This is a genomic window from Streptomyces sp. NPDC024555, from assembly GCF_055559335.1.
This window is the reverse complement of sequence record NZ_JBVHKV010000012.1, coordinates 229,862-252,593: the sequence shown is the minus strand read 5'-3', so window position 1 is coordinate 252,593 and position 22,732 is coordinate 229,862. Positions and strand designations below refer to the sequence as shown.

General features: G+C 72.4%; 23 protein-coding genes. 15 read left to right on the top strand and 8 right to left on the bottom strand.

Annotated features, from left to right (window positions below; translation table 11 throughout):
- Positions 1–3 precede the first annotated feature (3 nt).
- The 3 genes from ACZ4FH_RS22545 to ACZ4FH_RS22535 all read left to right on the top strand — a co-directional run bounded on the left by ACZ4FH_RS22545 (position 4) and on the right by ACZ4FH_RS22535 (position 5,117).
- Positions 4–1,980, top strand: a complete 1,977-nt coding sequence (locus ACZ4FH_RS22545) for an acetyl/propionyl/methylcrotonyl-CoA carboxylase subunit alpha (protein WP_467306834.1) — start codon at positions 4–6, stop codon at positions 1,978–1,980.
- A complete protein-coding gene (locus tag ACZ4FH_RS22540) occupies positions 1,977–3,137 on the top strand; it encodes an acyl-CoA dehydrogenase family protein (RefSeq protein WP_467306832.1) in 1,161 nt (386 codons plus the stop codon). The genes ACZ4FH_RS22545 and ACZ4FH_RS22540 overlap by 4 nt, the downstream gene beginning before the upstream one ends.
- Positions 3,138–3,524: 387 nt before the next feature.
- Complete coding sequence (locus ACZ4FH_RS22535) at positions 3,525–5,117, top strand: AMP-binding protein (RefSeq protein WP_467306831.1); 1,593 nt, start codon at positions 3,525–3,527, stop codon at positions 5,115–5,117.
- A gap of 51 nt (positions 5,118–5,168) precedes the next feature.
- Here ACZ4FH_RS22535 and ACZ4FH_RS22530 read toward each other — a convergent pair whose 3' ends face one another.
- Together ACZ4FH_RS22530 and ACZ4FH_RS22525 are read right to left on the bottom strand one after the other, a co-directional pair.
- A complete protein-coding gene (locus ACZ4FH_RS22530) occupies positions 5,169–6,104 on the bottom strand; it encodes an AraC family transcriptional regulator (RefSeq protein WP_467306829.1) in 936 nt (311 codons plus the stop codon).
- Between the two features lie 78 nt (positions 6,105–6,182).
- The gene (locus ACZ4FH_RS22525; RefSeq protein ID WP_467306828.1) at positions 6,183–7,109 is read right to left on the bottom strand and encodes an NADP-dependent oxidoreductase; all 927 of its coding nucleotides are present in this window, start codon (positions 7,107–7,109) and stop codon (positions 6,183–6,185) included.
- A 329-nt stretch (positions 7,110–7,438) separates the two neighbouring features.
- Between ACZ4FH_RS22525 and ACZ4FH_RS22520 the strand changes: the two genes are divergently transcribed.
- Positions 7,439–7,696: a hypothetical protein gene (locus ACZ4FH_RS22520; RefSeq protein ID WP_467306826.1), complete on the top strand. Its 258-nt coding sequence runs from the start codon at positions 7,439–7,441 to the stop codon at positions 7,694–7,696.
- Positions 7,697–7,832: 136 nt separating this feature from the next.
- On the opposite strand, the gene ACZ4FH_RS22515 is transcribed toward ACZ4FH_RS22520, so the two are convergent.
- Positions 7,833–8,207, bottom strand: coding sequence for a VOC family protein (locus ACZ4FH_RS22515; protein ID WP_467306825.1), 375 nt, complete (start codon positions 8,205–8,207; stop codon positions 7,833–7,835).
- A 318-nt stretch (positions 8,208–8,525) separates the two neighbouring features.
- Between ACZ4FH_RS22515 and ACZ4FH_RS22510 the strand changes: the two genes are divergently transcribed.
- The 7 genes from ACZ4FH_RS22510 to ACZ4FH_RS22480 all read left to right on the top strand — a co-directional run bounded on the left by ACZ4FH_RS22510 (position 8,526) and on the right by ACZ4FH_RS22480 (position 15,098).
- A complete protein-coding gene (locus tag ACZ4FH_RS22510) occupies positions 8,526–8,975 on the top strand; it encodes a universal stress protein (protein ID WP_467306823.1) in 450 nt (149 codons plus the stop codon).
- Positions 8,972–10,114, top strand: coding sequence for an adenylate/guanylate cyclase domain-containing protein (locus tag ACZ4FH_RS22505; RefSeq protein ID WP_467306821.1), 1,143 nt, complete (start codon positions 8,972–8,974; stop codon positions 10,112–10,114). Before ACZ4FH_RS22510 ends, ACZ4FH_RS22505 begins: the two co-directional genes overlap by 4 nt.
- Before the next feature lie 152 nt (positions 10,115–10,266).
- Complete coding sequence (locus tag ACZ4FH_RS22500; RefSeq protein WP_467306819.1) at positions 10,267–10,836, top strand: GNAT family N-acetyltransferase; 570 nt, start codon at positions 10,267–10,269, stop codon at positions 10,834–10,836.
- 98 nt (positions 10,837–10,934) lie between these two features.
- Positions 10,935–12,632, top strand: a complete 1,698-nt coding sequence (locus ACZ4FH_RS22495) for a tetratricopeptide repeat protein (protein ID WP_467306818.1) — start codon at positions 10,935–10,937, stop codon at positions 12,630–12,632.
- A gap of 172 nt (positions 12,633–12,804) precedes the next feature.
- Positions 12,805–13,542, top strand: a complete 738-nt coding sequence (locus ACZ4FH_RS22490) for an enoyl-CoA hydratase family protein (protein WP_467306817.1) — start codon at positions 12,805–12,807, stop codon at positions 13,540–13,542.
- Positions 13,530–14,150, top strand: a complete 621-nt coding sequence (locus tag ACZ4FH_RS22485) for a TetR/AcrR family transcriptional regulator (RefSeq protein ID WP_467306816.1) — start codon at positions 13,530–13,532, stop codon at positions 14,148–14,150. Before ACZ4FH_RS22490 ends, ACZ4FH_RS22485 begins: the two co-directional genes overlap by 13 nt.
- Positions 14,151–14,204: 54 nt before the next feature.
- Positions 14,205–15,098 carry a DUF1963 domain-containing protein gene (locus ACZ4FH_RS22480; protein ID WP_467306815.1) on the top strand — a complete coding sequence of 298 codons (894 nt, stop codon included), beginning with the start codon at positions 14,205–14,207 and terminating at the stop codon, positions 15,096–15,098.
- 34 nt (positions 15,099–15,132) lie between these two features.
- Here ACZ4FH_RS22480 and ACZ4FH_RS22475 read toward each other — a convergent pair whose 3' ends face one another.
- Entirely contained in the window at positions 15,133–15,513 is a 381-nt protein-coding gene (locus ACZ4FH_RS22475) for a hypothetical protein (RefSeq protein ID WP_467306814.1), read from the bottom strand.
- Positions 15,500–16,393 carry an aldo/keto reductase gene (locus ACZ4FH_RS22470; RefSeq protein WP_467306812.1) on the bottom strand — a complete coding sequence of 298 codons (894 nt, stop codon included), beginning with the start codon at positions 16,391–16,393 and terminating at the stop codon, positions 15,500–15,502. Before ACZ4FH_RS22470 ends, ACZ4FH_RS22475 begins: the two co-directional genes overlap by 14 nt.
- 80 nt (positions 16,394–16,473) lie before the next feature.
- Between ACZ4FH_RS22470 and ACZ4FH_RS22465 the strand changes: the two genes are divergently transcribed.
- Entirely contained in the window at positions 16,474–17,478 is a 1,005-nt protein-coding gene (locus ACZ4FH_RS22465) for a winged helix-turn-helix domain-containing protein (protein ID WP_467306811.1), read from the top strand.
- A 34-nt stretch (positions 17,479–17,512) separates the two neighbouring features.
- On the opposite strand, the gene ACZ4FH_RS22460 is transcribed toward ACZ4FH_RS22465, so the two are convergent.
- The gene (locus ACZ4FH_RS22460) at positions 17,513–18,796 is read right to left on the bottom strand and encodes a hypothetical protein (protein WP_467306810.1); all 1,284 of its coding nucleotides are present in this window, start codon (positions 18,794–18,796) and stop codon (positions 17,513–17,515) included.
- 118 nt (positions 18,797–18,914) lie between these two features.
- Complete coding sequence (locus ACZ4FH_RS22455) at positions 18,915–19,922, bottom strand: MarR family transcriptional regulator (RefSeq protein ID WP_467306809.1); 1,008 nt, start codon at positions 19,920–19,922, stop codon at positions 18,915–18,917.
- Between the two features lie 497 nt (positions 19,923–20,419).
- Here ACZ4FH_RS22455 and ACZ4FH_RS22450 point away from each other — a divergent pair, with 497 nt between their 5' ends.
- Genes ACZ4FH_RS22450 through ACZ4FH_RS22440 form a run of 3 tightly spaced genes read left to right on the top strand, consistent with a single transcriptional unit; the run spans position 20,420 to position 22,047 of the window.
- Positions 20,420–21,205, top strand: coding sequence for a helix-turn-helix domain-containing protein (locus ACZ4FH_RS22450; RefSeq protein ID WP_467306956.1), 786 nt, complete (start codon positions 20,420–20,422; stop codon positions 21,203–21,205).
- Positions 21,202–21,441 carry a DUF397 domain-containing protein gene (locus tag ACZ4FH_RS22445; RefSeq protein ID WP_467306808.1) on the top strand — a complete coding sequence of 80 codons (240 nt, stop codon included), beginning with the start codon at positions 21,202–21,204 and terminating at the stop codon, positions 21,439–21,441. Before ACZ4FH_RS22450 ends, ACZ4FH_RS22445 begins: the two co-directional genes overlap by 4 nt.
- An 18-nt stretch (positions 21,442–21,459) precedes the next feature.
- The gene (locus ACZ4FH_RS22440) at positions 21,460–22,047 is read left to right on the top strand and encodes a hypothetical protein (protein ID WP_467306806.1); all 588 of its coding nucleotides are present in this window, start codon (positions 21,460–21,462) and stop codon (positions 22,045–22,047) included.
- 85 nt (positions 22,048–22,132) lie between these two features.
- Here the strand turns inward: ACZ4FH_RS22440 and ACZ4FH_RS22435 are convergent, their stop codons facing one another.
- A complete protein-coding gene (locus ACZ4FH_RS22435; RefSeq protein ID WP_467306804.1) occupies positions 22,133–22,729 on the bottom strand; it encodes a TIGR03086 family metal-binding protein in 597 nt (198 codons plus the stop codon).
- Between the last annotated feature and the right edge of the window lie 3 nt (positions 22,730–22,732).

The window sequence follows — 22,732 nt, the reverse complement described above, 5'->3', positions numbered from 1 at the left end:
GAGATGACCACCAGTTTCACCAGCATCACCCGTCTCCTGGTCGCCAACCGGGGCGAGATCGCCGTCCGGATCTTCCGCACCTGCCGGGACCTCGGCATCGCCACCGTCGCCGTGTACTCCGACGCGGACGCCGGGGCCCTGCACGTCCGGGAGGCCGACACCGCCGTACGCCTGCCGGGCGCCGCCCCCGCCGACACCTATCTGCGCGCGGACCTCGTGGTGGCCGCCGCGCTCGCCGCCGGGGCCGACGCCGTGCACCCCGGCTACGGCTTCCTCTCCGAGAACGCCGCCTTCGCCGCCGCCGTCCAGGACGCCGGGCTCCACTGGGTCGGGCCGCCGCCCAAGGCGATCGAACTCATGGCGTCCAAGACCCGCGCCAAGGAGCTGATGGCCGCCGCCGGGGTCCCGCTGCTCGCCCCCGTCGACCCGGCCGCCGTCACCGACGCCGATCTGCCGCTGCTGCTGAAGGCGGCGGCCGGGGGCGGCGGGCGCGGGATGCGGATCGTACGGGACCGCGCCGACCTGCCCGGTGAGCTGACCGCCGCACGGGCCGAGGCGCGGTCCGCGTTCGGGGACGACGAGGTGTTCGCCGAGCCGTACGTCGAGCGCGGCCGGCACGTCGAGGTCCAGATCATGGCCGACGCCCACGACACCGTGTGGGCACTCGGCACCCGCGACTGCTCCCTCCAGCGCCGCCACCAGAAGGTCGTCGAGGAGGCCCCGGCCCCCGGGCTCGACGACGCGCTGCGCGCACGGCTCCACGAGGCGGCGACGGCCGCCGCGCGGGCCGTCGACTACCGGGGCGCCGGCACCGTCGAGTTCCTCCTGACCGCCGACGGCCGGCCGTACTTCCTGGAGATGAACACCCGCCTCCAGGTCGAACACCCCGTCACCGAAGCCGTGTTCGGCGTCGATCTGGTCGCGCTGCAACTGCGGATCGCGGAGGGCGCGCCGCTGCCCGCCCCCGTACCCCCGCAGCCCACCGGGCACGCCGTCGAGGCCCGGCTCTACGCCGAGGACCCGTCCCGAGACTGGCAGCCGCAAACCGGAGCACTGCTCTCGCTCGATGTGCCGGACCTTCCGGGGCTCCGCCTGGACACCGGATACACAGGGGGTGACACGATCGGCGTCCACTACGACCCGATGCTCGCCAAGGTCGTCGCCCACGCCCCGACCCGCCCCGAGGCCCTACGCCTGCTGGCCCGCGCCCTGGAACGCGCCCGTATCCACGGCCCGGTCACCAACCGCGCCCTGCTGGTCCGCTCGCTGCGCCACCCGGACTTCGCCGACGCCCGCCTCGACGGCCTCGACACGGGCTTCTACGACCGCCATCTGCCCGCCCTGACCCAGCAGGAGGACGACTCCGGCGCCCGCCTCGCCGCGACCGCCGCCGCCCTCGCGGCCGCCGCCCGCACCGCCGCCACCGGGGGCGTGAGCCGCTTCGGCGGCTGGCGGAACGTGCCCGCCCGGCCGCAGGAGCGCACCTACCGGAGCGAGCCGGACGGCCGGGAGCACGCCGTCGCGTACCGCACCACCCGCACGGGCCCCACCCTCGGGACCGACGGCGCACCCCGTGTCGTGGCCGCCTCCCCGCACCGCGTCACCCTCGAAACCGGGGGCGTCACCCACCACTTCGACGTCACGGCGTACGGCGACCGGGTGTACGTGGACACCGCGTCCGGCGCGTACGCCTTCACCGCCCTGCCCCGCTTCACCGACCCGGCCGAACGCACCGAACCCGGCTCGCTGCTGGCCCCGATGCCCGGCACCGTCGTCCGCCTCGCGGACGGACTGGCCCCCGGTGCGTCCGTCACCGCCGGGCAGCCGCTGATCTGGCTGGAGGCGATGAAGATGGAGCACCGCATCCTCGCGCCCGCCGCCGGCACCCTCACCGCCCTGCACGCGGCGCCCGGCCTCCAGGTGGAGGTGGGTGCCCTGCTCGCCGTCGTCACCGACGTACAGGAGGAACCGCACGCATGAGCACCGTCCTCGAAACCGAAGAGCACCAGGCCCTGCGCGCCGCCGTCGCCGCCCTCGGGAAGCGCTACGGCCGCGACTACATGACCGGCGTCGTCCGCGAGGGCGGCCACCCCCGCGAGCTGTGGGCCGAGGCCGCCAAGCTCGGCTATCTCGGCGTGAACCTCCCCGAGGAGTACGGCGGCGGGGGCAGCGGGATGGCGGAACTCTCCATCGTCCTGGAGGAGCTGGGCGCGGCCGGCTCCCCGCTCCTGATGATGGTCGTCTCGCCCGCGATCTGCGGCACGGTCATCGCCCGCTTCGGCACCGAGGAGCAGAAGCGCCAGTGGCTGCCGGGCCTCGCCGACGGCAGCCTCACCATGGCCTTCGGCATCACGGAGCCCGACGCCGGGTCCAACTCCCACCGGATCACCACCACCGCCCGCCGCGACGGCACGGACTGGGTCCTCACCGGCCGCAAGGTCTTCGTCTCCGGCGTCGACATCGCGGACGCCACCCTCATCGTCGGCCGCACCGAGGACGCCAGGACCGGCAAGCTGAAGGCCTGCCTGTTCATCGTCCCGCGCGAGTCGCCCGGCTTCCAGCGGTCGCAGATCGACATGGAACTCCAGGCCCCGGAGAAGCAGTTCGAACTCGTCCTGGACGACGTACGCCTCCCGGCCGACGCACTCGTCGGCGACGAGGACGCGGGGCTCCTCCAGCTCTTCGCCGGGCTCAACCCCGAACGCATCATGACCGCCGCGTTCGGCATCGGCATGGGCCGCTACGCGCTCGGTCGCGCCGTCGAGTACGCGAAGACCCGCCAGGTGTGGAAGGAGCCCATCGGCGCCCACCAGGCCATCGCCCACCCCCTCGCCCAGGCCCACATAGAACTGGAACTGGCCCGGCTGATGATGCAGAAGGCCGCCCGCCTGTACGACGACGGCGACGACATCGGCGCGGGCGAGGCCGCCAACATGGCGAAGTACGCGGCGGGCGAGGCGTGCGTCAGGGCCGTGGACCAGGCCGTGCACACCCTCGGCGGCAACGGCCTCACCCGCGAGTACGGCCTCGCGTCCCTGATCACGGCGGCCCGGGTGGCGAGAATCGCACCGGTCAGCCGGGAGATGATCCTCAACTACGTGTCCCACCAGTCGCTGGGACTCCCCAAGTCGTACTGACGGCTGCCGGGTCGTTGCGACGGTGCCGGTACGTTTCGACGGGACCGGGTCGTTGCGACGGGACTGGTTCGTTGCGACGATGCCGGGCCGTTGCGACGGGACTGGTTCGTTGCGACGATGCCGGGCCGTTGCGACGGTACCGGTTCGTTGCGACGGCACCCGGCCGTACCGACGGCACCGGGCCCGCGAACCCCCACGGCCGGTATTTCGTCGCCCCCGGGGTCTCCCCAAGGCGTACCGGCGGACGCCATCCTGTCCCTCCACACCGTGCGGGGGGAGCCCCGGCACGGCGGCAGCGCACGCCCACCTCCCACGCGTCGTACGGGACCGGCCGGCCCACCCCCACCCGGCCGGGACCCGCCCATCCGCACCGAAGGGACCCATCGCATGGCGCACGTGTTCCGGAGCGAGTACCCCGACGTCCAGCCCCTCGACACCGCGATCCACGAGGCGGTCCTCGGCCACGCCGCCGAGGAGTTCGGCGACACGGTCGCCCTGATCGACGGGACGGACGACACCCGGCGCCTCACGTACAAGCAGCTGGACGGCTTCCACCGCAGGATCGCCGCCGGGTTCGCCGCCGCCGGACTGGCGAAGGGCGACGTACTGGCCCTGCACAGCCCCAACACGATCGCCTACCCGGCGGTGTTCTTCGCGGCGACCCGGGCCGGGGCGACCGTCACCACGGTCCATCCGCTCGCGACGGCCGAGGAGTTCGCCAAACAGCTCCGCGACTCCTCCGCCCGCTGGATCGTGACCGTCTCCCCGCTCCTGGCCACCGCCCGCCGCGCCGCCGAACTCGTGGGCGGCATCCGGGAGATCTTCGTCTGCGACCAGGCGGAGGGGCACGCCTCCGTCCTCGACATGCTCATCGGTGACGCCCCCGAGCCGATGGTCGACATCGACCCCGCCGAGGACGTCGCGGCCCTCCCGTACTCCTCGGGCACGACCGGCACCCCCAAGGGGGTGATGCTCACGCACCGGTCCATGGCGACGAACCTGGAACAGCTGACCCCGTTCATCCCCCTGGGCACCGGCCACCGCATCCTGGCGGTCCTGCCCTTCTTCCACATCTACGGGCTGACCGCCCTGATGAACGCCCCCCTGCGCACCGGCGCGACGGTGGTCGTCCTGCCGCGCTTCGACCTCGCCCCGTTCCTCGCCGCGATCGAGCAGCACCGCATCAACGGCCTGTACGTGGCCCCGCCGATCGTGCTGGCCCTAGCCAAGCACCCCGTCGTCGACCGCTACGACCTCTCCTCCCTGGAGTACATCGTCAGCGCCGCCGCCCCCCTGGACGCGGACCTCGCCACCGCCTGCTCCCGCCGCCTCGGCCTCCCGCCGGTCCGCCAGGCCTACGGCATGACCGAACTGTCCCCCGGCACCCACGTCGTCCCCCTCGCCGCCGAGAACCCGCCCCCCGGCGCCGTCGGCACTCTCCTCCCCTCCACCGAGATGCGCATCGTCTCCCTCGACGCCCCCGACGAGGACGCCGCCCCCGGCGCCACCGGCGAGATCCTCATCCGGGGCCCCCAGGTCATGAAGGGCTACCTCGGCCGCCCCGACGCCACCGCCGCCATGATCGACCCCGACGGCTGGCTCCACACCGGCGACATCGGCCGCATCGACGAGGACGGCTGGCTCTTCGTCGTCGACCGCGTCAAGGAACTCATCAAGTACAAGGGCTACCAGGTCGCCCCCGCCGAACTCGAAGCCCTCCTCCTCTCCCACGACGACGTTGCTGACGCCGCTGTCATCGGCGTCAACGACACCGAGGGCAACGAGATCCCGAAGGCCTACGTGGTCCGCGCCCCGTCCGCCGACGACCTCACGGCGGAGGCCCTGATGACCTGGGTGGCCGGCCAGGTCGCCCCGTACAAGAAGGTCCGCGCGGTCGAGTTCATCGAGACCGTGCCGCGCGCGGTATCCGGGAAAATCCTGCGGAGGGAGCTGCGGGAGCGGGCCCAGGGGAAGGGCTGACGGCTCCGGGGGCGGCCGGGCGGGGGCCGCACAGGGGCCGACCCGGGCCGGTCAGGCCGTGCGTGCTCCGCGCCGGTAGCCGCCCGGGGCCAGCCCGTACGCGCGTTTGAACGCCTTGGCGAAGGCGTACTCCGACCCGTAGCCGGTACGGGTGGCGACCACCGCCAGCGGGGCCTCGGACTCCCGCAGGAGCCGCGCGGCGGTCGTCATGCGCCAGCGGGTCAGATACGCCATGGGCGGCTCGCCGACGAGAGCGTTGAACCGGCGGGCGAACGCGGCGCGGGACAGCCCCACACGACCGGCCAGCGACTCCACCGTCCATGCGGCGCCCGGTTCCGCATGGATCGCCGTCAGGGCCGGGGCGACCGCCGAGTCCCGGAGCGCGGCGGCCCAGCCCCTGGTCTCGGCGGCGGGCCGCCCCTCCAGCCAGGCCCGCAGGATGTAGAGGAGCAGCGAGTCGATCAGGGCGGGGACGATCCCGGCCGAACCGGGGCGCGGCTGGTCCAGTTCCGTACGCAACAGCTGGACGGCCGCCGCCAGTTCGGGGTGCACGGTGTGGTTCGCGGTCAGATGGACGATCTCCGGCAGTTGCCGCACGAGGGGGTGGGGGCGGTCTTGGTCCAGGTGGTAGTTGCCGCACAGCAGGCTGGTGCGGGGGCCGTCGCCGCCGACGGTGACGGTGCCCAGCGGTGACCCGGGGCAGAACTGCGCGGCCCGTTCCGGTTCGGCCGGGGTGTCCGGGTGGTCGGCCAGGATGTGCCCGCGCCCGTCCCGCAGGAACACCACGTCACCGGGGGAGAGCAGGAGCGGCGGCCGGTGCGCCGCGTCCTCCAGCGGGACCAGCCAGCACGTGCCGGACAGCACCACGTGGAACCCGGCACCGGCCACCGGCGGCAGCCGCAGGCCGAAGGGCGCCCGCCCGTCGGTCCGCACCGAGGCGGGCCGCCCGGTGCGCATGGAGGCCAGCGCCTCGGTGAGGATGTCCACAGCCTGCCCCGTTCCCGCGGGGCGCCCCGCTGCCCCGCCTCGCCGACCTTGTCCGCCTGCCGTTCCGGACCGTACCGCTCAGGCGACCGTCAGGACGATCTTGCCGCGTGTGCGGCCGGTGCCGATGAGCGCGTGCGCCTCGGCGGCCTCGGCGAGCGGGAACGTAGCGGAGACGTGCGGGCGGACGGCGCCGGCGTCGACGAGGGCCGCGATCGCCTCCAGGGAAGCGTAGTCCGGCTCGACCGAGACCCCGGCGAACCGGCGGCCCTCCTCCTCGATGCGGGCGGCGAGGGCGGTGTTCCAGTGCTCCATGATGGTGACGAGGGTGCCGCCCGGCTTCAGGACGCGCAGCGCCCGTTCGCCCTCGGAGCTGGAGTCGAGGACGACGTCCATGTCCCCGGCCGCTTCCGTGTAGTCGGTGGTGCGGTAGTCGATGACCTCGTCCGCCCCCAGCTCCCGTACGAAATCGGCGTTCCCGGAGCTCGTCAGCGCCGTGACATGCGCCCCGCGCGCCTTGGCGATCTGCACCGCGAAGTGCCCGACGCCCCCGGCGGCCCGGTGCACCAGCACCCGCTGCCCCTCGGCCAGCCCGGCCGCGTCCACCAGCCCCTGCCAGGCCGTGAGCGCGGCGAGCGGGACGGCCGCCGCGCTCACATGGTCGAGCGTCGCGGGCTTGCGCGCCACCTGCCGCGAGGGCACCGCCACGTACTCCGCGTACCCCGTGGCCGCACGCGGGAAGAACGGCATCCCGAACACCTCGTCCCCCGGCCTGAACCGGGCCCCCGGCCCGACCGCCTCCACCACCCCGGAAATGTCCCAGCCCACCCCGAACGGCGGCTCCCCCAGCAGCGGAAGAGTCCCCTGACGCACCGCCGCGTCCACCGGATTCACCCCACTCGCATGCACCCGGACCAGCACCTCCCCGCCGAGCGGGACCGGCCGGTCGACCTCGGCGACCTCAAGGACCTCGGGGCCTCCGAACGCCTTCTGAACGACAGCACGCATGACGAACTCCCTTGCACGGCATCTGGTTCGGGGCGACGGCCCCGCGTCTGCCACCACACTAGGAAGATCGAACGAGCGGCTGAATATCCTCCGGTCTTCGAAAGATGTCCGATCGTCCACGAGAACATCCGGCGACGGACTCCCGGCGCTGGGACTCCTGTCACCGGTACTCACAGCCGGCGGCCCGGCACGCGATGCCCCTACCAGGGCAGCTCGTCGTGGATCGCGTCGGCCTCAGTGGCGGTTTCGGGAGGAACCCGCAGGGCCTATCCTCTGTCGACCAGGCCCGGCATGGCTCCATGGAATATCGGATTGAATGGCCAGCGCCCATGGGCGCGTACGACTGGGCGACTCAGGCGGCCAAGGGTTGGCTGGATGTGACCGTCGCGTGGGGTGGTGGCAGGCAAGTCGTCGAGGTGTATGACCCGGTTCGACTCGCGCAGTCCACAGCCGATGAGATCGACCGCCTTGGGCGCTTCACGGCTAGGAGTCTGCTGGTGGTCGCGAGTGTGACGCGCGAGAACGTTGAATCGGCCATTTCCGCGATTGCGGCCGAGGGCTTCTTCGATCAGACGTCGTCCCACTGACTTTGCCTGGGAAGGTGAGCGAATCCGTGGAGCGTGGCGAACTCCTGTCCTGGTCCTACGGGCAGGCCCGACCACACCCGTCCGGCTACCCGGCCGGGCGCGCCCATGAAGGCGGCCCGGCCGGACTCGGTGGGCGCTACAGATACGGCCGCGTGATCAGTTCGATGGCGTGCCCGGCGGGGTCCTTGAAGTAGACGCCCCGCCCGCCGTGTTCCGTGTTGATCTCGCCGGGCCGGCGCATCTGCGGATCGGCCCAGTGGGTGATCCCGCGCTCGCGCAGCCGCTGGTACGCGCGGTCGAAGAGCGCGTCGTCGAGCAGGAACGCGTAGTGCTGCATCTGGATGTCCACCGGCGGCTCGGCGAACTGGAGGAGCACGCCGTCGGCGAGCTGGACATTGGTGAAGGGCCCCCAGGACGGGGCTTCCGGAAGCTCCAGCAACTCCCGGAAGAAACGGGCCGATTCGTTGCTGTCCTGGGCGGCGATGATGGTGTGGTTGAACGCGGCTGGCATACGGCTGACCTCATGGTGTGCGGCATGGACGGACGGACTCGCTGGTGCGCGAGTGCCGGGAGGTCCGCGTGCCGGGCCGGAGGGGTGCCTGCCGCGCACCCCGTGCGCGCTCAGCCCTCCACCGGGTAGCCCGTCCGTGCGTGGCGTGATGCCGGTCCGGTGATCATGCGGTCAACGGTACGTGAGGGTCCGGCCCTGCCGCAGCCCCGCGAAGGATCCGATTCCGGTGGAGCGGGCGCACGACCGAGTCTTGCCCGGAAACCGGCCCGCGCCTTACTTTACTTTCAAGTAAGTTTACTGCGGAGTAAGGAGATTGCCTTGGGCGCGTACCAGACGGTCCTCGTTGGAACGGACGGCTCGGAGTCCTCGTTCGTCGCGGTGGCGAGCGCGGCCCGCCTCGCCGCCGCCTGCGGGGCCGCGCTCGTGATCGCCTGCGCGTACTCCCCGATGCGCGGGACCGATCTCGCGGCGGCGCAGGACCAGTTAGGGGCCGAGGCGTACCAGGTGGTGGGCTCGGCGCCCGCCGAGAGCACCTTGCGCACCGCGAGCGACCGGGCCCGCGCGGAGGGGGTCGTGGACATCCGGACCGTCGCGGTGGAGGACGAGCCGGTCCCGGCCCTCGTGCGGGTCGCCCGGGAGAGCGGGGCGGATGTGGTCGTCGTCGGCAACCGGGGGCTGCGCTCGCTCGCCGGACGCATCCTCGGTTCGGTGCCCTCGGACATCGCGAGGAAGGCCGGGCTCGACGTGCTGATCGTGCACACCACATGAGTGCGTCGGAGCCGGCCCCGGAGCCGGAGCGGGGGACGGCCGGGCCCTCCGGCGGGGACGTACTCGGCACGGCCGTCGAGGAACTGCTCCTCGGCGGCGGACGCCGCTGGACGCGGCCGGAGACCGCCGAGCGGTCCGGTGTGCGGCCCGAGCGTTCGGCGCAGATCTGGCGCGCGCTCGGGTTCCCGCTGGTCGACGACGACGCGCGGGTCTTCACCGACGCCGATGTCGACGCGCTGCGGGCGGGCGAACGGCTCATCGCGGCCGGGATCATCACGGAGGAGAGCGAGACGATGATGGCCCGCGCCCTGGGCCACCATCTCTCCCGGCTCGCCGACTGGCAGACCCACACCCTCTGGAACTGGCTCGGCCGCGACCCGGACGGCGCGGGCGACGAAGCGGCCCTGATGGACCATGCCGCCGCTCTCCTGCCCGAACTGGAGCTGTTGCAACGGCACGTCTGGCGCCGCCACCTCGCGGCCCGCGCGGACCGGATGCTCGCCGAGAGGGCGCGCGAGAGCACGGCGGGAGACGGCGGCGGGCACGATGGCGCGGAGTCCCCGTACGAGGAAGCTCGGCCCCCGTACGAGGGCGCGCGGTCGCCCTACGAGGGCGCGCAGCCTCCGTACGAGGGCGCCGACGTCAGCCGTCTGGCCGTGGGCTTCACCGACATGGTCGGCTACACGCGGATGACCCGCGGCCTGGACAGCCGCGAACTCGGCGCGGTCCTCGACCAGTTCGAGAGCCTCATCGGTGACGTCGTCGCCGAGGGGCGCGGCAGGGTGGTGAAGACCATCGGCGACGAGGTGTTCTTCGTCTGCGAGTCGGCCTCCGCCGCCGCGGGCATCGCCCTGGAGCTGACCGCACGGGCCCGGCGCCGGACGAGCCTGCCGCAACTGCGGACCGGACTGGCACACGGCGCAGTCCTCAACCGGTTCGGCGACGTGTACGGCGCCCCCGTGAACATCGCGGCCCGGCTGACCGCAGTGGCCCGCCCCGACACCGTGCTGGTCGACAAGGCGTTCGCGGACGAGCTGGCCGGTACGGCCGCGTACGACCTCAAGGTGCTGCGCCCGGTGTCGGTGCGCGGCTACAGCAGGCTGCGCCCCGTACTGCTGCGGCCCGCACGGACGCGGTGAAGCCGGCGGCGGGACCGCTGCTCGGTGACGGCTCGGCGGCGGGACGCGCGGCAATGGGGAAGGAAGGGAGGGCCATAACTGCGTGGCCGCCCGCCGTCCGCGATGCGAGGATCGCTCGGCATCACGATCCCCCTCGCGTCCCGGAGGTCCGCATGGACATCGCCCCGCTGCTCCCGATGACCACACCCCGGTTGTCCCTGCGCCTGTTCACCCCCGGCGACGCCGACGCGCTGTACGCCTACCAGGGCCTGCCCAGCGTGGCCCGCTACCTCTACCGCCCGGCGCACACCCGCGAGCGCAGCGCCCAGGCCGCCGCCGAGCGGGCCGCGCAGACCGTCTGGAAGGCCGACGGGGACAAGGTGTCGCTCGCCGTGTGCCTGCGCGACGAGCCCGGACTCCTCGGGGAGGTGAGCCTGTCCCTGGCCGACGCCCGCGCCGCCCAGGCCGAGATCGGCTGGACCGTCGACCCGCGCCACCAGGGGCACGGCTACGCCACCGAGGCCGCCGGGGCCCTGGCCCGGTTCGCCTTCGACACCCTGGGCGTGCACCGGCTCTACGCCCGGCTCGACGTGGAGAACACGGGGTCGGTGGGGGTCTGCGAGCGCCTCGGGATGCGCCGGGAGGCCCACCTCGTGGAGAACGACCTCGACGGGGACCGCTGGGGCAGCGAGTACATCTACGCCGCGCTCGCGGCGGACCTCGTGGACCGTACGGGCGGCTGAGCCCGGGGCCGCGCGCGGTCGTCATGATCTTCCGTACGCGGGGGCCCGGTGGGACGATCGGGCGCGGCCGCATGGGGTGGCGCGAGGGAGGGGTGTACGTGTTCGGCAAGGTAGGACGCATCGTCAGACACCTGGAGGCGACCGGGGCCGGGCTGGTGCCCGATCACGCGCTCGTGGTCGACGCACCGCAGGAGCGCGCCGTCGAGGCGCTGGCGGGGGCGCGCCGGGGGGCGCACGCACCGGTTCGCGCGCTGCTCGCCGCCACGCGCGAGGAGGGGGACTGGACGCTGCGGGACGAGTGCGTGTGGAGCCTCGCCGAGAACGCGGTGGACGACGGGGCGTGGCTGGAGGCCTGGCTCGCGGAGTCGCCGGACGACCCGGACGCGCTGGTCCTCGACGCGTGCCGGCGGATCAGGGAGGCGTGGAAGGTCCGCACGGCGGCGTACGCGAAGGACGTGGGCGCGGAGCGGTTCCGCGCCTTCCACACGCTGCTGGACGACGCGCTGCCCGTCATCGAGGCCGCCGTCGAGGCGTCCCCGGGCGACCCGGTCCCCTGGACCGCCGCCCTGACCCACTGCCTGGGCGCCGGGGCGCCGCGCGAGGTCTTCGACGACTGTCTGCGCCAAGCGCTGAGCTGTGCGCCCCACCACATGTCCACCCACAACAACGCCGTGCAGTTCCTGGCCGCCAAGTGGTATGGAAGCCACAAGGAGATGCTCGACTACGCGGCCGGCGTCGCCGCCGACGCCCCGGAGGGCTCCGCACTCCGCGCCCTGGAGGTCGTCGCTCTGCTCGAAGTCGGCCTGGACACGCAGCGGAGTTCGCCCCGGGACCGGAACGGCGCCCCGGGCCCGGAGCAGGTCGACGCGATCATCGCCACGGCACTCGCGTACTCCGCGTCCCGCCCGCCCGAGGACCACGAGGCCCGGCACGTCCGCAACCATCTGGTCTGGGAACTCAACCGCCTGGAACGCTGGACCCAAGCGCTGGACGTCTACCGCTCCATCGGCCGGTACGTCACCGCGTTCCCCTGGGCGTACGCGGGGGACCCCCTGGAGAGCTTCGTCGCCTTCCGGAACGAGACCCGGGCCGCGCTCGCCGCCTCCATCCCCCGCAACGGCACCGTCCCCGCGCCTGCCGTCCCCCTGCCGGAGTCCGCGCAGCCCCAGGCGGCCCTGGAGATCGCGTACGTCCCCACCGGCCCGCAGCGCGCCTCGAAGGAACTGATGCTGTGCGGCGCGACGGTCCGCCTCGCCCCGGCCGGACGCTGGACGCTGATGGAGACGGCCCCCTCGCAGGAGACGCCCGGCAAACGCGGTCGCCGTGCCACGCTGCTGCGGCTCGAAGGACTGGCCCAGGTCGCCGAGACCGCCTTCGACGAGGCCGGACTGACCACCCTGGTCGCCCGGCGCGAGTCGTCCGAGGCGCACGGCCTCACCGTCGTCACCAAGGGGAAGACCACCGTCCGGCACCGGTGGGCGGGCCCCGGACAGACCCCGCCCCAGGAGACCGCGCAGACCCACGCCGAACTCCTCGTCGCGGCCGCCGGCGGCGGAGACGTACGCGAGGTGGCCCGCCTGCTGCGCGACCCCGGCGACCCCTCCGAACTCCTGGTCCGGACCCTGGACGCGCTCGGCCTCCCGCCCCTCCCGGCCGGCTTCGGTGAACGCCCCGAGATCCTGGCGGACGCCCGGGGCGCCACCGTCCACCAGGCCCGTTCCCTGTGGCAGGGCATGAAGGACTTCATGAAGGACGACAACGAGCCGAACCCGCCGCTGGAGCTGGAAGGCCGGTAGGGAGCGGTGGAGGGTCCGGCAGCCGGGACCCGAGGTCCTGGCTCCGGACCCTCTGGCAGCCGGAAAGCATGCAAGCACGCTTGATTGTTCTTGCCGCTCCTGCCACGCTCGGCGAGGCGCCCGCCCGCAACGAGGTGCCCGTAACGAGGAGTCCGCAGTAAGGAGAGCGATCATGCCCCGGCTCGCCCCGCCCGCCCACGAGCGCGGGATCACCACCCTCACGCTGGACTCCCCGGCGAACCGCAACGCGTTGAGCGCGCCCCTGGTCGGCGAGCTGTCCGATGCGCTGGACGCCTGCGCGGCGGACGACGGGGTCCGGGCGGTCGTCCTCACGCACACCGGGACGACGTTCTGCGCGGGCGCGGACCTGAAGGCACCGGCGGACCCGCACGACTTCGTCGCGCTGATGCGGCGGATCGTGACGTTGCCGAAGCCGGTGGTGGCCCGGGTCACCGGACACGTCCGGGCCGGCGGTTTCGGGCTCCTCGCCGCGTGCGACATCTCCGTGGCGGGCCCGGAGGCGACCTTCGCGCTCACGGAGTCCCGCCTCGGGCTGGCCCCCGCCGTGATCTCCCTGCCCCTGCTGCCCCGCATGGAGCCGCGCGCGGCGGCCCGCTACTACCTGACCGGCGAACGCTTCGACGCGGCCGAGGCCGCCAGGACCGGCCTGGTGACCCTGGCCGCCGAGGACGTGGACCAGGCGCTCGTCCCCGTACTCGACGGACTGCGCCGGGCCTCGCCCCAGGGGCTGGCCGCGTCGAAGGAGCTGGTCACGGCTACTGTGCGGAGGACTTTCGACCAGTACGCCGAAGACCTCATCGCCCGCTCAGCGGCACTCTTCGCCTCCGACGAGGCGAGGGAGGGCGTGACGGCCTTCCTGGAACGCAGGGATCCCGCATGGCTGCTGTGAGCCCCACGAACCCCACGAATCCCGCAGGTCCCCCAAGCCCCAAGTCCCCCAAACAGGACCGCAGTCGGGCCACGCGCCTCCGTCTCCTGGAAGCGGCCGTCGCCTGTCTCGCCGAACACGGCTGGGCGGGCTCCACGGTCTCCGTCGTGGCGATGCGCGCAGGCGTCTCCCGGGGCGCGGCCCAGCACCACTTCCCCACGCGCGAGGACCTGTTCACCGCCGCCGTCGAGTACGTCGCCGAGGAACGCTCCGCCGCCCTGCGCGCCCTGCCCGTCCAGGACCGCGCCGATGTCGTCGCCGCCCTCGTCGACCTCTACACCGGCCCCCTCTTCCGCGCCGCGCTCCAGCTCTGGGTCGCCGCCTCCAACGAGGACCAGCTCCGCCCCCGCGTCACGGAACTCGAAGCCCGCGTCGGCCGCGAGACCCACCGCATCGCCCTCACCCTGCTCCGCGCCGACGAATCCCGCCCCGGCGTCCGCGAAACCGTCCAGGGCCTCCTCGACATGGCCCGCGGCCTCGGCCTCGCCAACGTCCTCACCGACGACACCGCCCGCCGCCGCCGCGTGGTCGCGCAGTGGGCGGCGCTGGTGGAGGGCGCGTTGGAGTGAGCGGGACGGGGGCGGCCCGCCCCGATGTCGGTGGCGGGGCCTATCTTCTCGGTCATGGATCACCAGGGAGAGTTCCGCCGGGCCGCCCTTGAAGCGGGCATCCCGGACGACGAGATCAGCCGCTTCACGCAGCACCTCCGTCTGACGATCGGGCTCTCCCCGGGTGGCGCCGGCCCGGTGGCGGGCCACCTCGGCGGCCTGCCCCGGCTGCCCATCGGCATGACCTGGCCGTCCGCCGGGGACGCCCCCCTCCCGCTGCTCCTCTCCGTCGACTGCGCCGCGCTGCCGCGCATCGACGGCTTCCACCTTCCGGAGACCGGAACGCTCCTCTTCTTCGTCGACCAGGAGCAGGACCACGAGGACCGCTCCGGGCGCTACGCCCGCGTCGTCCACGTACCCGAAGGCACCGAAACCGCCCTCGCGGATGCTCCCGACCCCTCCTGGGCCCGCGAACCCGTCGGCGTCACCGCCGCCCTCGGAGCCGAACTCCCCCTGTGGCTCCAGGAACGCGACGAGGACGAGGACTGGCACCCGTTCTGGGAGGACCTGGAGTGGGACGACATGTCCCCCTTCCAGCAGCGGCTGGCCCGCTCCATGGAAGACGACCTGGCCCACCTGGACGACCTCCGCACCCTCGCCCACGACCTCTGGCCCTCCGGCGGCGGCATCGTCCTCGGCGGCTACGTGGACCACGAGGTCATCGCCACCCTCGCCGAACAGACCCTCGCGGGACGCGAGAAGGCGGGCGAGATCCCGCCCGTCCCGACCGCCCAGTGGCCCACCCGCCTGGAGGAGGAGACCCACCGCCTCACAGGCGCATGGATATCCCTCGCCGGCCAGGGCCGCTCCTACGAGGAGTACTGCACGACCTTCCTGATCCCCCACGACGACCTGGCCGCCCTGCGCCTGGACAAGGCCCTGCCGATGACCCGCTTCGAGGCCCCCTGACCACTCCGGCCGGACCTCCACGACCGGACCGCGCCTACACGAGCTCCGTCCATATGAACGCCGCCCGGTACGCCCGCTGTACGGCGTGCCGGCCCCGGTCGCCGTCCACATAGGCCCGGACCAGCGCGGCGACGAACACGAACAGCACCACCCCGCCGATCACGCCCATCACGACGAACTGACCGAACACGGCAAGCACGGCCAGCGTCACCGCGACGAGCCCCGCCCCGAAGTGCGCCTCCTTCAGTGGCACCGGAGCCGCGAGCCGATGTGCCTTGCGCCGCGCCTTTCGCTCGGCCCGCTCCGCCGCGAGGCGCCGGTCGCGGACGTCCTGGGGCTCGTTCTCGTCGAAGTACATGGGTTCCCCCGGCCGTTCGTCTGGGCGTACGGGGGACAGGGTCTCACCGGTGGTCAAGCGCGACGAGTTCCTCCTCCGACAGACGCACAGAGCCGGCGGCGACGTTCTGGGCGAGGTGGCCGAGGTCGCCGGTGCCGGGGATGGCCAGGACGTGGGAGCCCTGGTGCAGGGTCCACGCCAGCCGGATCTGGGCCGCGCTCACACCGTGGGCGCGAGCCACGGCGCGGACCGCCGGACTGTCGTCGGCGGTCGCGCCGGCCGTCCGTCCGGAGCCCGCGATCGAGTAGAACGGCACGAAGGCGATGTGCTGTTCACCGCAGAGGTCCAGGAACTCCCGCTGCTCGGGCGACGCGCCGATGCCGTGCATGTTCTGGACGCAGACCACCGGGGCGATGCTCCGGGCCTCGGCGAGGTGGTGGGGCCGGACGTTGGACAGGCCGAGGTGGCGGACGAGTCCGGCCTCGCGCAGGTCGGCGAGCGCACCGAAGCGTTCCGCGATCGAGTCGGTGCCGACGATGCGCAGGTTCACCACGTCGAGGTGGTCGCGGCCGAGCTGGCGCAGGTTCTCCTCGACCTGGCCGCGCAACTGGCCGGGGGTGGCATGCGGCAGCCACCGGCCCGAGGGGTCGCGGCCCGGCCCGACCTTGGTGGTGATGACGAGGTCGTCCGGGTAGGGGCCCAGCGCGTGGTTGATCAACTCGTTGGCCGAGCGCAGCGGCGAGAAGTAGAAGGCGGCGGTGTCGATGTGGTTCACGCCGAGTTCGACCGCCCGGCGCAGCACACGAACCGCCTGGTCACGGTCGCGCGGGACCGCGTCCTCCGCCAACGCCTCTCCGTGCTGCGGCAGGCGCATCGCGCCGAAGCCGACCCGGTTGACCGTCAGGTCGCCGAGCTTCCAGGTGCCGGACGCGGCTGCGGTGATCGTCTGTGGGGTCATGGCGGGATGATGTCCGCGCGGTAGGCTGCCCCGCCATGGATTCAGGCATGTCCGAATCCATCGCCTGAATCCATGGAGGAGTGGTCGTCCTGGCGGAACTGGCGTTCTCGACGAGCGATCTGGCACAGGTGCGGTTCGCCGTCTCACCGATGTGGGAGGTCGCACCCAGCTTCCGGCTGCTGAGGTCCGGCACCGCGCATCCCATCCATCGGACCTGGGCCGACCAGGTGAGACCGCGCCTGGTGGCCGCCGGACTGGACCGGGGCTGGCTCCGCGAGCTGATCCCGCCCACCGCCGGTTACGTCCCCGACTTCCTCAACCCGGCCCCCGCAGGGCCGGACCCCGCCCCGGCGGCGGAGCGGGACGCGATCCACGCCGCGCCGCCCGCCCGGGTCCGCCAGGACCTCGACCACCTGGCCCGCCACCACGGACCCCTCGGCCCCCGCCTGCGCGCCCTGCACCACGACCCGCAGCGCCTCCTCCCCAAGGTCACCGAGGAGATCGAGACCTACTGGGAACTGGCGCTGGCCCCCTACTGGGCACGCGTCCGAGCCGTCCTGGACGCGGACATCCTCCACCGGGCCCGCCTGGCCGCCGAACACGGCACCGGCCACCTCCTCGACGATCTGCACCCCTCGCTGAGCTGGGACGGCAACGCGCTGCGGATGGCCCGCCGCAAGCAGCCGCTGACCCGCACGACGGCGGGCACGGGGCTCCTGCTGATCCCCTCGGCCTTCGCCGGACCAGGGCTGCGCGTCCGGACGACCCCGCCGGATCCACCCCAACTCGCCTATCAGGCACGCGGTGTCGGCACGCTCTGGCAGGCCCTGCCCGCCGCACGCCCCGACACCCTCTCCGCCGTGCTGGGCCGCTCACGCACCCTGCTGCTGACCGAACTGGAGACCCCGGCCTCCACCACACAACTGGCCCACCGCACCGGCCTCTCCCCGGCCGGGGTCTCCCAGAACCTCACGGCGCTCCGGGACGCGGGCCTGGTCAGCGCCCACCGTGCCGGCCGCTCGGTCCTCTACGCCCGTACCGCCGCGGCCGACACCCTCCTCCGGGCCGCCTCCGGCCGGACCTGACGTCAACGCGGCACAGGCCGACGGAACCGCCCGGTCACCCCGTCGCCGCGTTCACCTCCATGTCGTAGTCCACCGACGCGTATTCGTTGATCATGTACGCGCTCGCGCCCTTGTAGAGGCCGCGGTCCTTGCCCGTGCGGGCGTCGAGGATGACGCCGTCGGTGCCCGCGGAGGCGTAGACGGCCCCGTGGAAGGCGTTGTTGACCTCGGGCTTCTTCCGAGAGGGGTCGTCCTCGGAGATGGTCCAGAGGATCTTGTGGCTCTGGGCATCGATGCCGTGAACGGATTCCTCGGTGTCGCAGACGACCACGGACCGCCGGTCGTAGTAGCAGTGGAAGGAGGTGCCGCCTTCTCCGCCGGGGACGAGTTCGCCGGTGCGGCTGTCGCGGAGCGAGCCCGCGATGAAGAAGCCGCCGCCCACCTGGTCGATGTCCACGCCGGAGCGGCCGTCCTGCTTCCAGCGCGGTGCTCCGTCCGCGACGGCCAGTCCGGCGAGGGCGAGGTCTTCGTTCTCGGAGTACCAGCCGGTCAGCACCTGGAAGGTGGCCTCGGGGCCGAGCTGGGCGCCGACGACGACACCGCTGTCCACCGCACTGCCGGAGAAGCCCTCCTTCTGCCAGACGGTCTGGTGCGTCTTCAGATCGACGGCGTAGGTGGTGGCGCTCTCGCCGTCCTCGCTCGGGGTCGGGTTCGTGTGGGTGAAGACCCTGACGACGGCCGTTCCGTCCTCGGCGCCGATCACGGCGGGTTCGAGATAGCTGACGGTCGCGCCCTTCGGCGCGGGCAGGCGGGCCGTCCAGGAGACCTTGCCGGTGTCGGCGTCGACGGACCGCAGATAGACGTCGGTCCGGTCGGGCGTGGTGCCGGAACCCTTCGTCTCGTAGGCGTACGCGAAGAGGACGCCGGTGTGCCCGTCCTGCTCGGCGAAGACCGGGGGGATGGTCTGGTCGTCGCTCGGCTGCCCCTCCTTGCCGGTGTAGTAGTCCTTGCGGCCGATGTCGGAGGACCAGAGCTTGCGCCCGGAGCCGGTGTCGTAGGCGTCGAGGGCCGCCGAGGTCCGGTGGTACAGCGTGGGCCCGCGCAGGGCGAAGCCCCAGTCCTTGATGTCCTCGTCCACGGGCAGCTGCACGTTCTTCCCGAACGTGGTCGGCGGGTCGTACGCCTTCGCCTTGACCGGACGCTTCGCCGCCCCCGCCGCACCCGGCGCCGCCGCGTCCGCATCCGCGTCCTTCCCGGACGACCCGCCGGAACAGCCGGCCAGGCCGAGGCCCGCCAACGCGATCGCGAGAGTCAGATGGACGGCATGCCGGTGCTTCACTCGCACAGTGGTCCTCCCCGTGTGGTCAATTCCGGAGCAGCCTAGTGGGGTTGTGCCGGGCCGGTCCTGCGCATAACGCCTGATGACGGGCCGTCAGGGAACTGCGAACGCCCGGAACTCACCGGTTCCTGAGCATCCCCCGCAGCCCGTCCACGAGCGCGTGGACGTCCCGTTCGCCCTCCGCGCCGCTCACCTCTTCGGGCGCCACTGGCTCCGGCTCCCGGCACGGGCGGCACAGGCCGTCGGGCAGGGCGTCGGCGGGACCGGGGATGCGGCAGGAGGTGCACTCCAGCATGGCGTACGCGGTGACGGCGTCGGGGGAGGGCTCCGACGGCTGCGCGGGCGGGATCTTCTTAAGCAGCCGGTCGCGGGTAAACCCCCGGGGCGACCCGACCGAGGCCGGAAGCCCGGCCGTCAGCGCCTGGACGAGGTACTCCGTGCTGACACCCCGCTCCAGCCACTGGGCCGCCAGCGGAGCCAGATACGCGCAGTCGTCCGCACTGAGCGGCAGCCGGGCGTCCAGACGGCCGAGCTGGGTGAGCGCCTGGTACGCGGGGGAGACCGGGGGCTCCGGGAGCGCGGGAGGCGCGGGAGGCGTGCTGGGCCTGCGCTGGGTGGGTACGGCTAGGGCCTCGGTCTCCCGTACGGGCACGCTCTCCGGGGCGTACGCATCATCGGGCACCGCCACGGACGCCGCCTCCGCCACCGCGACGGGCACCGCCTCGGGCGTCGTCGTCATCTGCCGCGCCCACCAGGCGTTGTCGCGGGCCGTCCGGGACCAGTACGTACGGAACACCCACCGCACCTCGCCCCCCGTGCTCACCACACAGCGCACGCGGCGCAGATGTCCGGCGACGGAGAGGGCCTTCAGGGCGGAGGCGATGGCCTGCTGGCCGTAGAGCGGGAGCTGCTTGGCGAGGCTCTTCACGCTCATCGACGCCCCCTCGGGCAGACGCTCGATGAACCCGGCGATGTACCGCTCGCGCGCGGGAAGCAGAGCGAAGTCGGTGGGGGAGGAGGGGGGTTGATCAGGGGCGTCGCGCTTGCCGTAACCGGGATTGGCCATCGGGTACGGGGCCGGTCCTGCGGGCGCGAGCGGGGCGGGGCTAAGGTCATGTGCAGCCATGAGATCGGCCTTTCTAGGGTCGGTTGATCTCGGGTCAGGCCCCGGCGGGTGTGTCTACACCTGTCGGGGCCGTCTTGGTCTGTGTTCTCGCACCGTAGACAGCCGCCACGTTCCGTCGCAAGCCGTCACCATTAGTCATACTTGCTCGCCGTTACGGGTAGGGGAGGCGGGGAGGGTTTCCCTTAACCCCCTGTATTTCCGGCCCAGTTAAAAAGCGGCGCTCGAACCTCGCGGCTCGCGCCTCGGAGCCCGTAACCCAAGATCCGAGCCCCGGGCCGACCTGCGGTGGTGCTGCGAGCGCAGGCGTACGGCGGGGTCCCGAAGCTCGACGCCCGAAGCCCGGGTTTCGAGTGCCGAGCCCCGAGCTTCGGGGTGTCCCCTGCGCCTCCACCCGTACAGATTTCTTGTACGGGTCGGGCAGGCGTGAAGTGCGCCTCGGCATGGGCAATGGGGACCGTATGCACCCCAGGAACTGGCAGCGCAAGAACGCGTCGGCCATGAAGCTCGTAGGCAAACTGGTCGCCCGCTTCCGCGTCGAAGCCCGGCTGACCCAGGCACAACTGGCCGACCTCGTAGGAGTCCAGGTCGAAACCATCGCCTCGATCGAACAGGGCCGCCGCGCCCTCGTACCCGACCTGGCGATCCGGCTGGACGAGCTGCTCTCCACCAAGGGCGCCCTCGAAACCGCCGTGAAGCACCTGCCGGAGATCGACCTCATCCCGGCCTGGGCCGAGCAGTACATGGACCTGGAACGGACGGCGCTGTCCCTCTCCTGGTTCGACAACCAGGTGCTGCCGGGGCTGCTCCAGACGGAGGCGTATGCGCGGGCGGTGTTCCGGAACCGGGTTCCCGTGTTCAGCGAGGAGAAGATCGCGGACCAGACCGCCTCCCGTTTAGAGCGACAGGAGATCCTGCGGCGGGCGTCGCCCCCGACCATCAGCTTTGTCATCTGGGAACCGGTGCTGATGCTGCAACTCCTCGATGACGAGGGGCACAGGGAGCAGTTGCGCTTCCTGCGCGCGTGCGCCGAGCTTCCGGGGGTGAGCATTCAGGTTCTGCCGCTGAGTTCGCGGGTTCATGCAGGGCTGGACGGGCCGTTTATTCTCCTGGAGACGCCTGACTATCAGCAGCTCGCGTACTCCGAAACGCAGCGCGGGAGCATGCTCGTCGCAGACCCCGATGAGATCAGCATCCTCGCCCAGAAATATGCGATGCTGCGAGCTCAGGCCCTCAGTCCTGAGGAGACCCTGAGGCTGTTGGATCGTTTGCTGGGAGACCGATGAGCACTGCACGTGTGTGGTTCAAGTCCAGTTACAGCGGCAGCGAGGGTGGGGCGTGCCTCGAAGTCGCCTACGAGTGGCGGAAGTCGAGCTACAGCGGGAGCGAGGGCGGCCAGTGCGTGGAGGTCGCCGCTCACCCCTCCACCATCCACGTCCGTGACTCCAAGAACCCCGACGGCCCCGAACTGGGCATCGCGCCCGCCGCGTGGGCGGCGTTCACCGCGCACGTCGGGTACTGAGAGGGCGGCGGGCCGGACGTGGGGGACTACTTCCAGACCGTCGTCGACCTCGACGCCACCGAGGAGGAGGCCGCCGCGCTGGGCGTGCGCGCGCTCGACTGGCTGGTGGGCGAGGGGATCGTCGTCGCCGAGCGTACGGACTGTGTGCTCGGCGGAGGCGGCTTCGGGCATGCCCCCGGGCCGCAGTACGCCCGTGCCGTGGACGATCCGGAGCCCGTGAACCTGTGGTCCAACGGGCTCCGCATCGAGACCGGGCGCACCGTCTTCGACAGCGGCCAGGGCGAACCGGAAGCCGCCCGCTGTCCGCTCTGTCAGACCGACGTCCGCTTCGTGGACGACAGCTGGAATGAGATCGACGGAGCCTGGGACCCGTTCAGAGGCACTTTCGAGGAGTGGAGCGAGGGCGGCGGCCCCGGCCTCGTCGACTGCCCCACCTGCGAACGGTCTTCCGGGATCGACCGCTGGACCTGGGAGGACGACTACTTCGTCTGCGGTCACCTCGGGCTCACCTTCTGGAACTGGGCCGAGCTGACCTTCGACTTCACCTGGGACCTCGGTCGCGCGCTGGGCGGACACCGGACGGTCGTCCTGCGGGGGAAGCTGTAGGCGAAGCGGCTGCCGGACGGGGCAGCCACCCCTTCCGTGGGGAGACGAGGCAGCGCCTTGCCGCGCTCGCCTCCCGCCCGTACCGTCAGCTCTCCGGCCAGCCCGGTGACCGTCCGAGGAGCGTGAGGATCCGGCCGAGCCGATCGGTCGTGCCCTCCGCGTCCCGTACAGGGCCGAACTGGGCGTCCTCCCGCTCCCGCGCGTCACCGGCGGGGACCTGTTCGGCGATCGGCAGCACGGCGTCCAGCAGCGCCGCGTCGAACTCGGCCCGGACCCCGATCGATGCGGCGACGTCCCAGCCGTGCACCACGTAGTCCAGGAAGTGAAAGCCGATCGCCTGCCGTGCGGGGAACAGCTGACCGCCGCGGATCTCCGGGAGCCAGAACGAGCGCTCCAGCACGCCCTCTTCGGCGAACGCGGCCGTCACCTCCTCCGCCGACGCCGCGAACGTCCCCGCGGGATCGTCGTCCACCGGCCGGTCGGCCCAGACACCGCGATCGCGTGTCTCTCCCCGGGCCGCTGCCGCGAAACCGAAATTCTGACCCGTCATATGCGCCAGCAACTGCCGCAGCGTCCACTCCCCGCACGGCGTCGGCCGATCGAGCAAGCCGGCGTTCACCTGGTTGACGAGGGACTCGGTGATCTTCAGTGCACGTGCGTCTAATTCACGTATGTCCGTCATGCC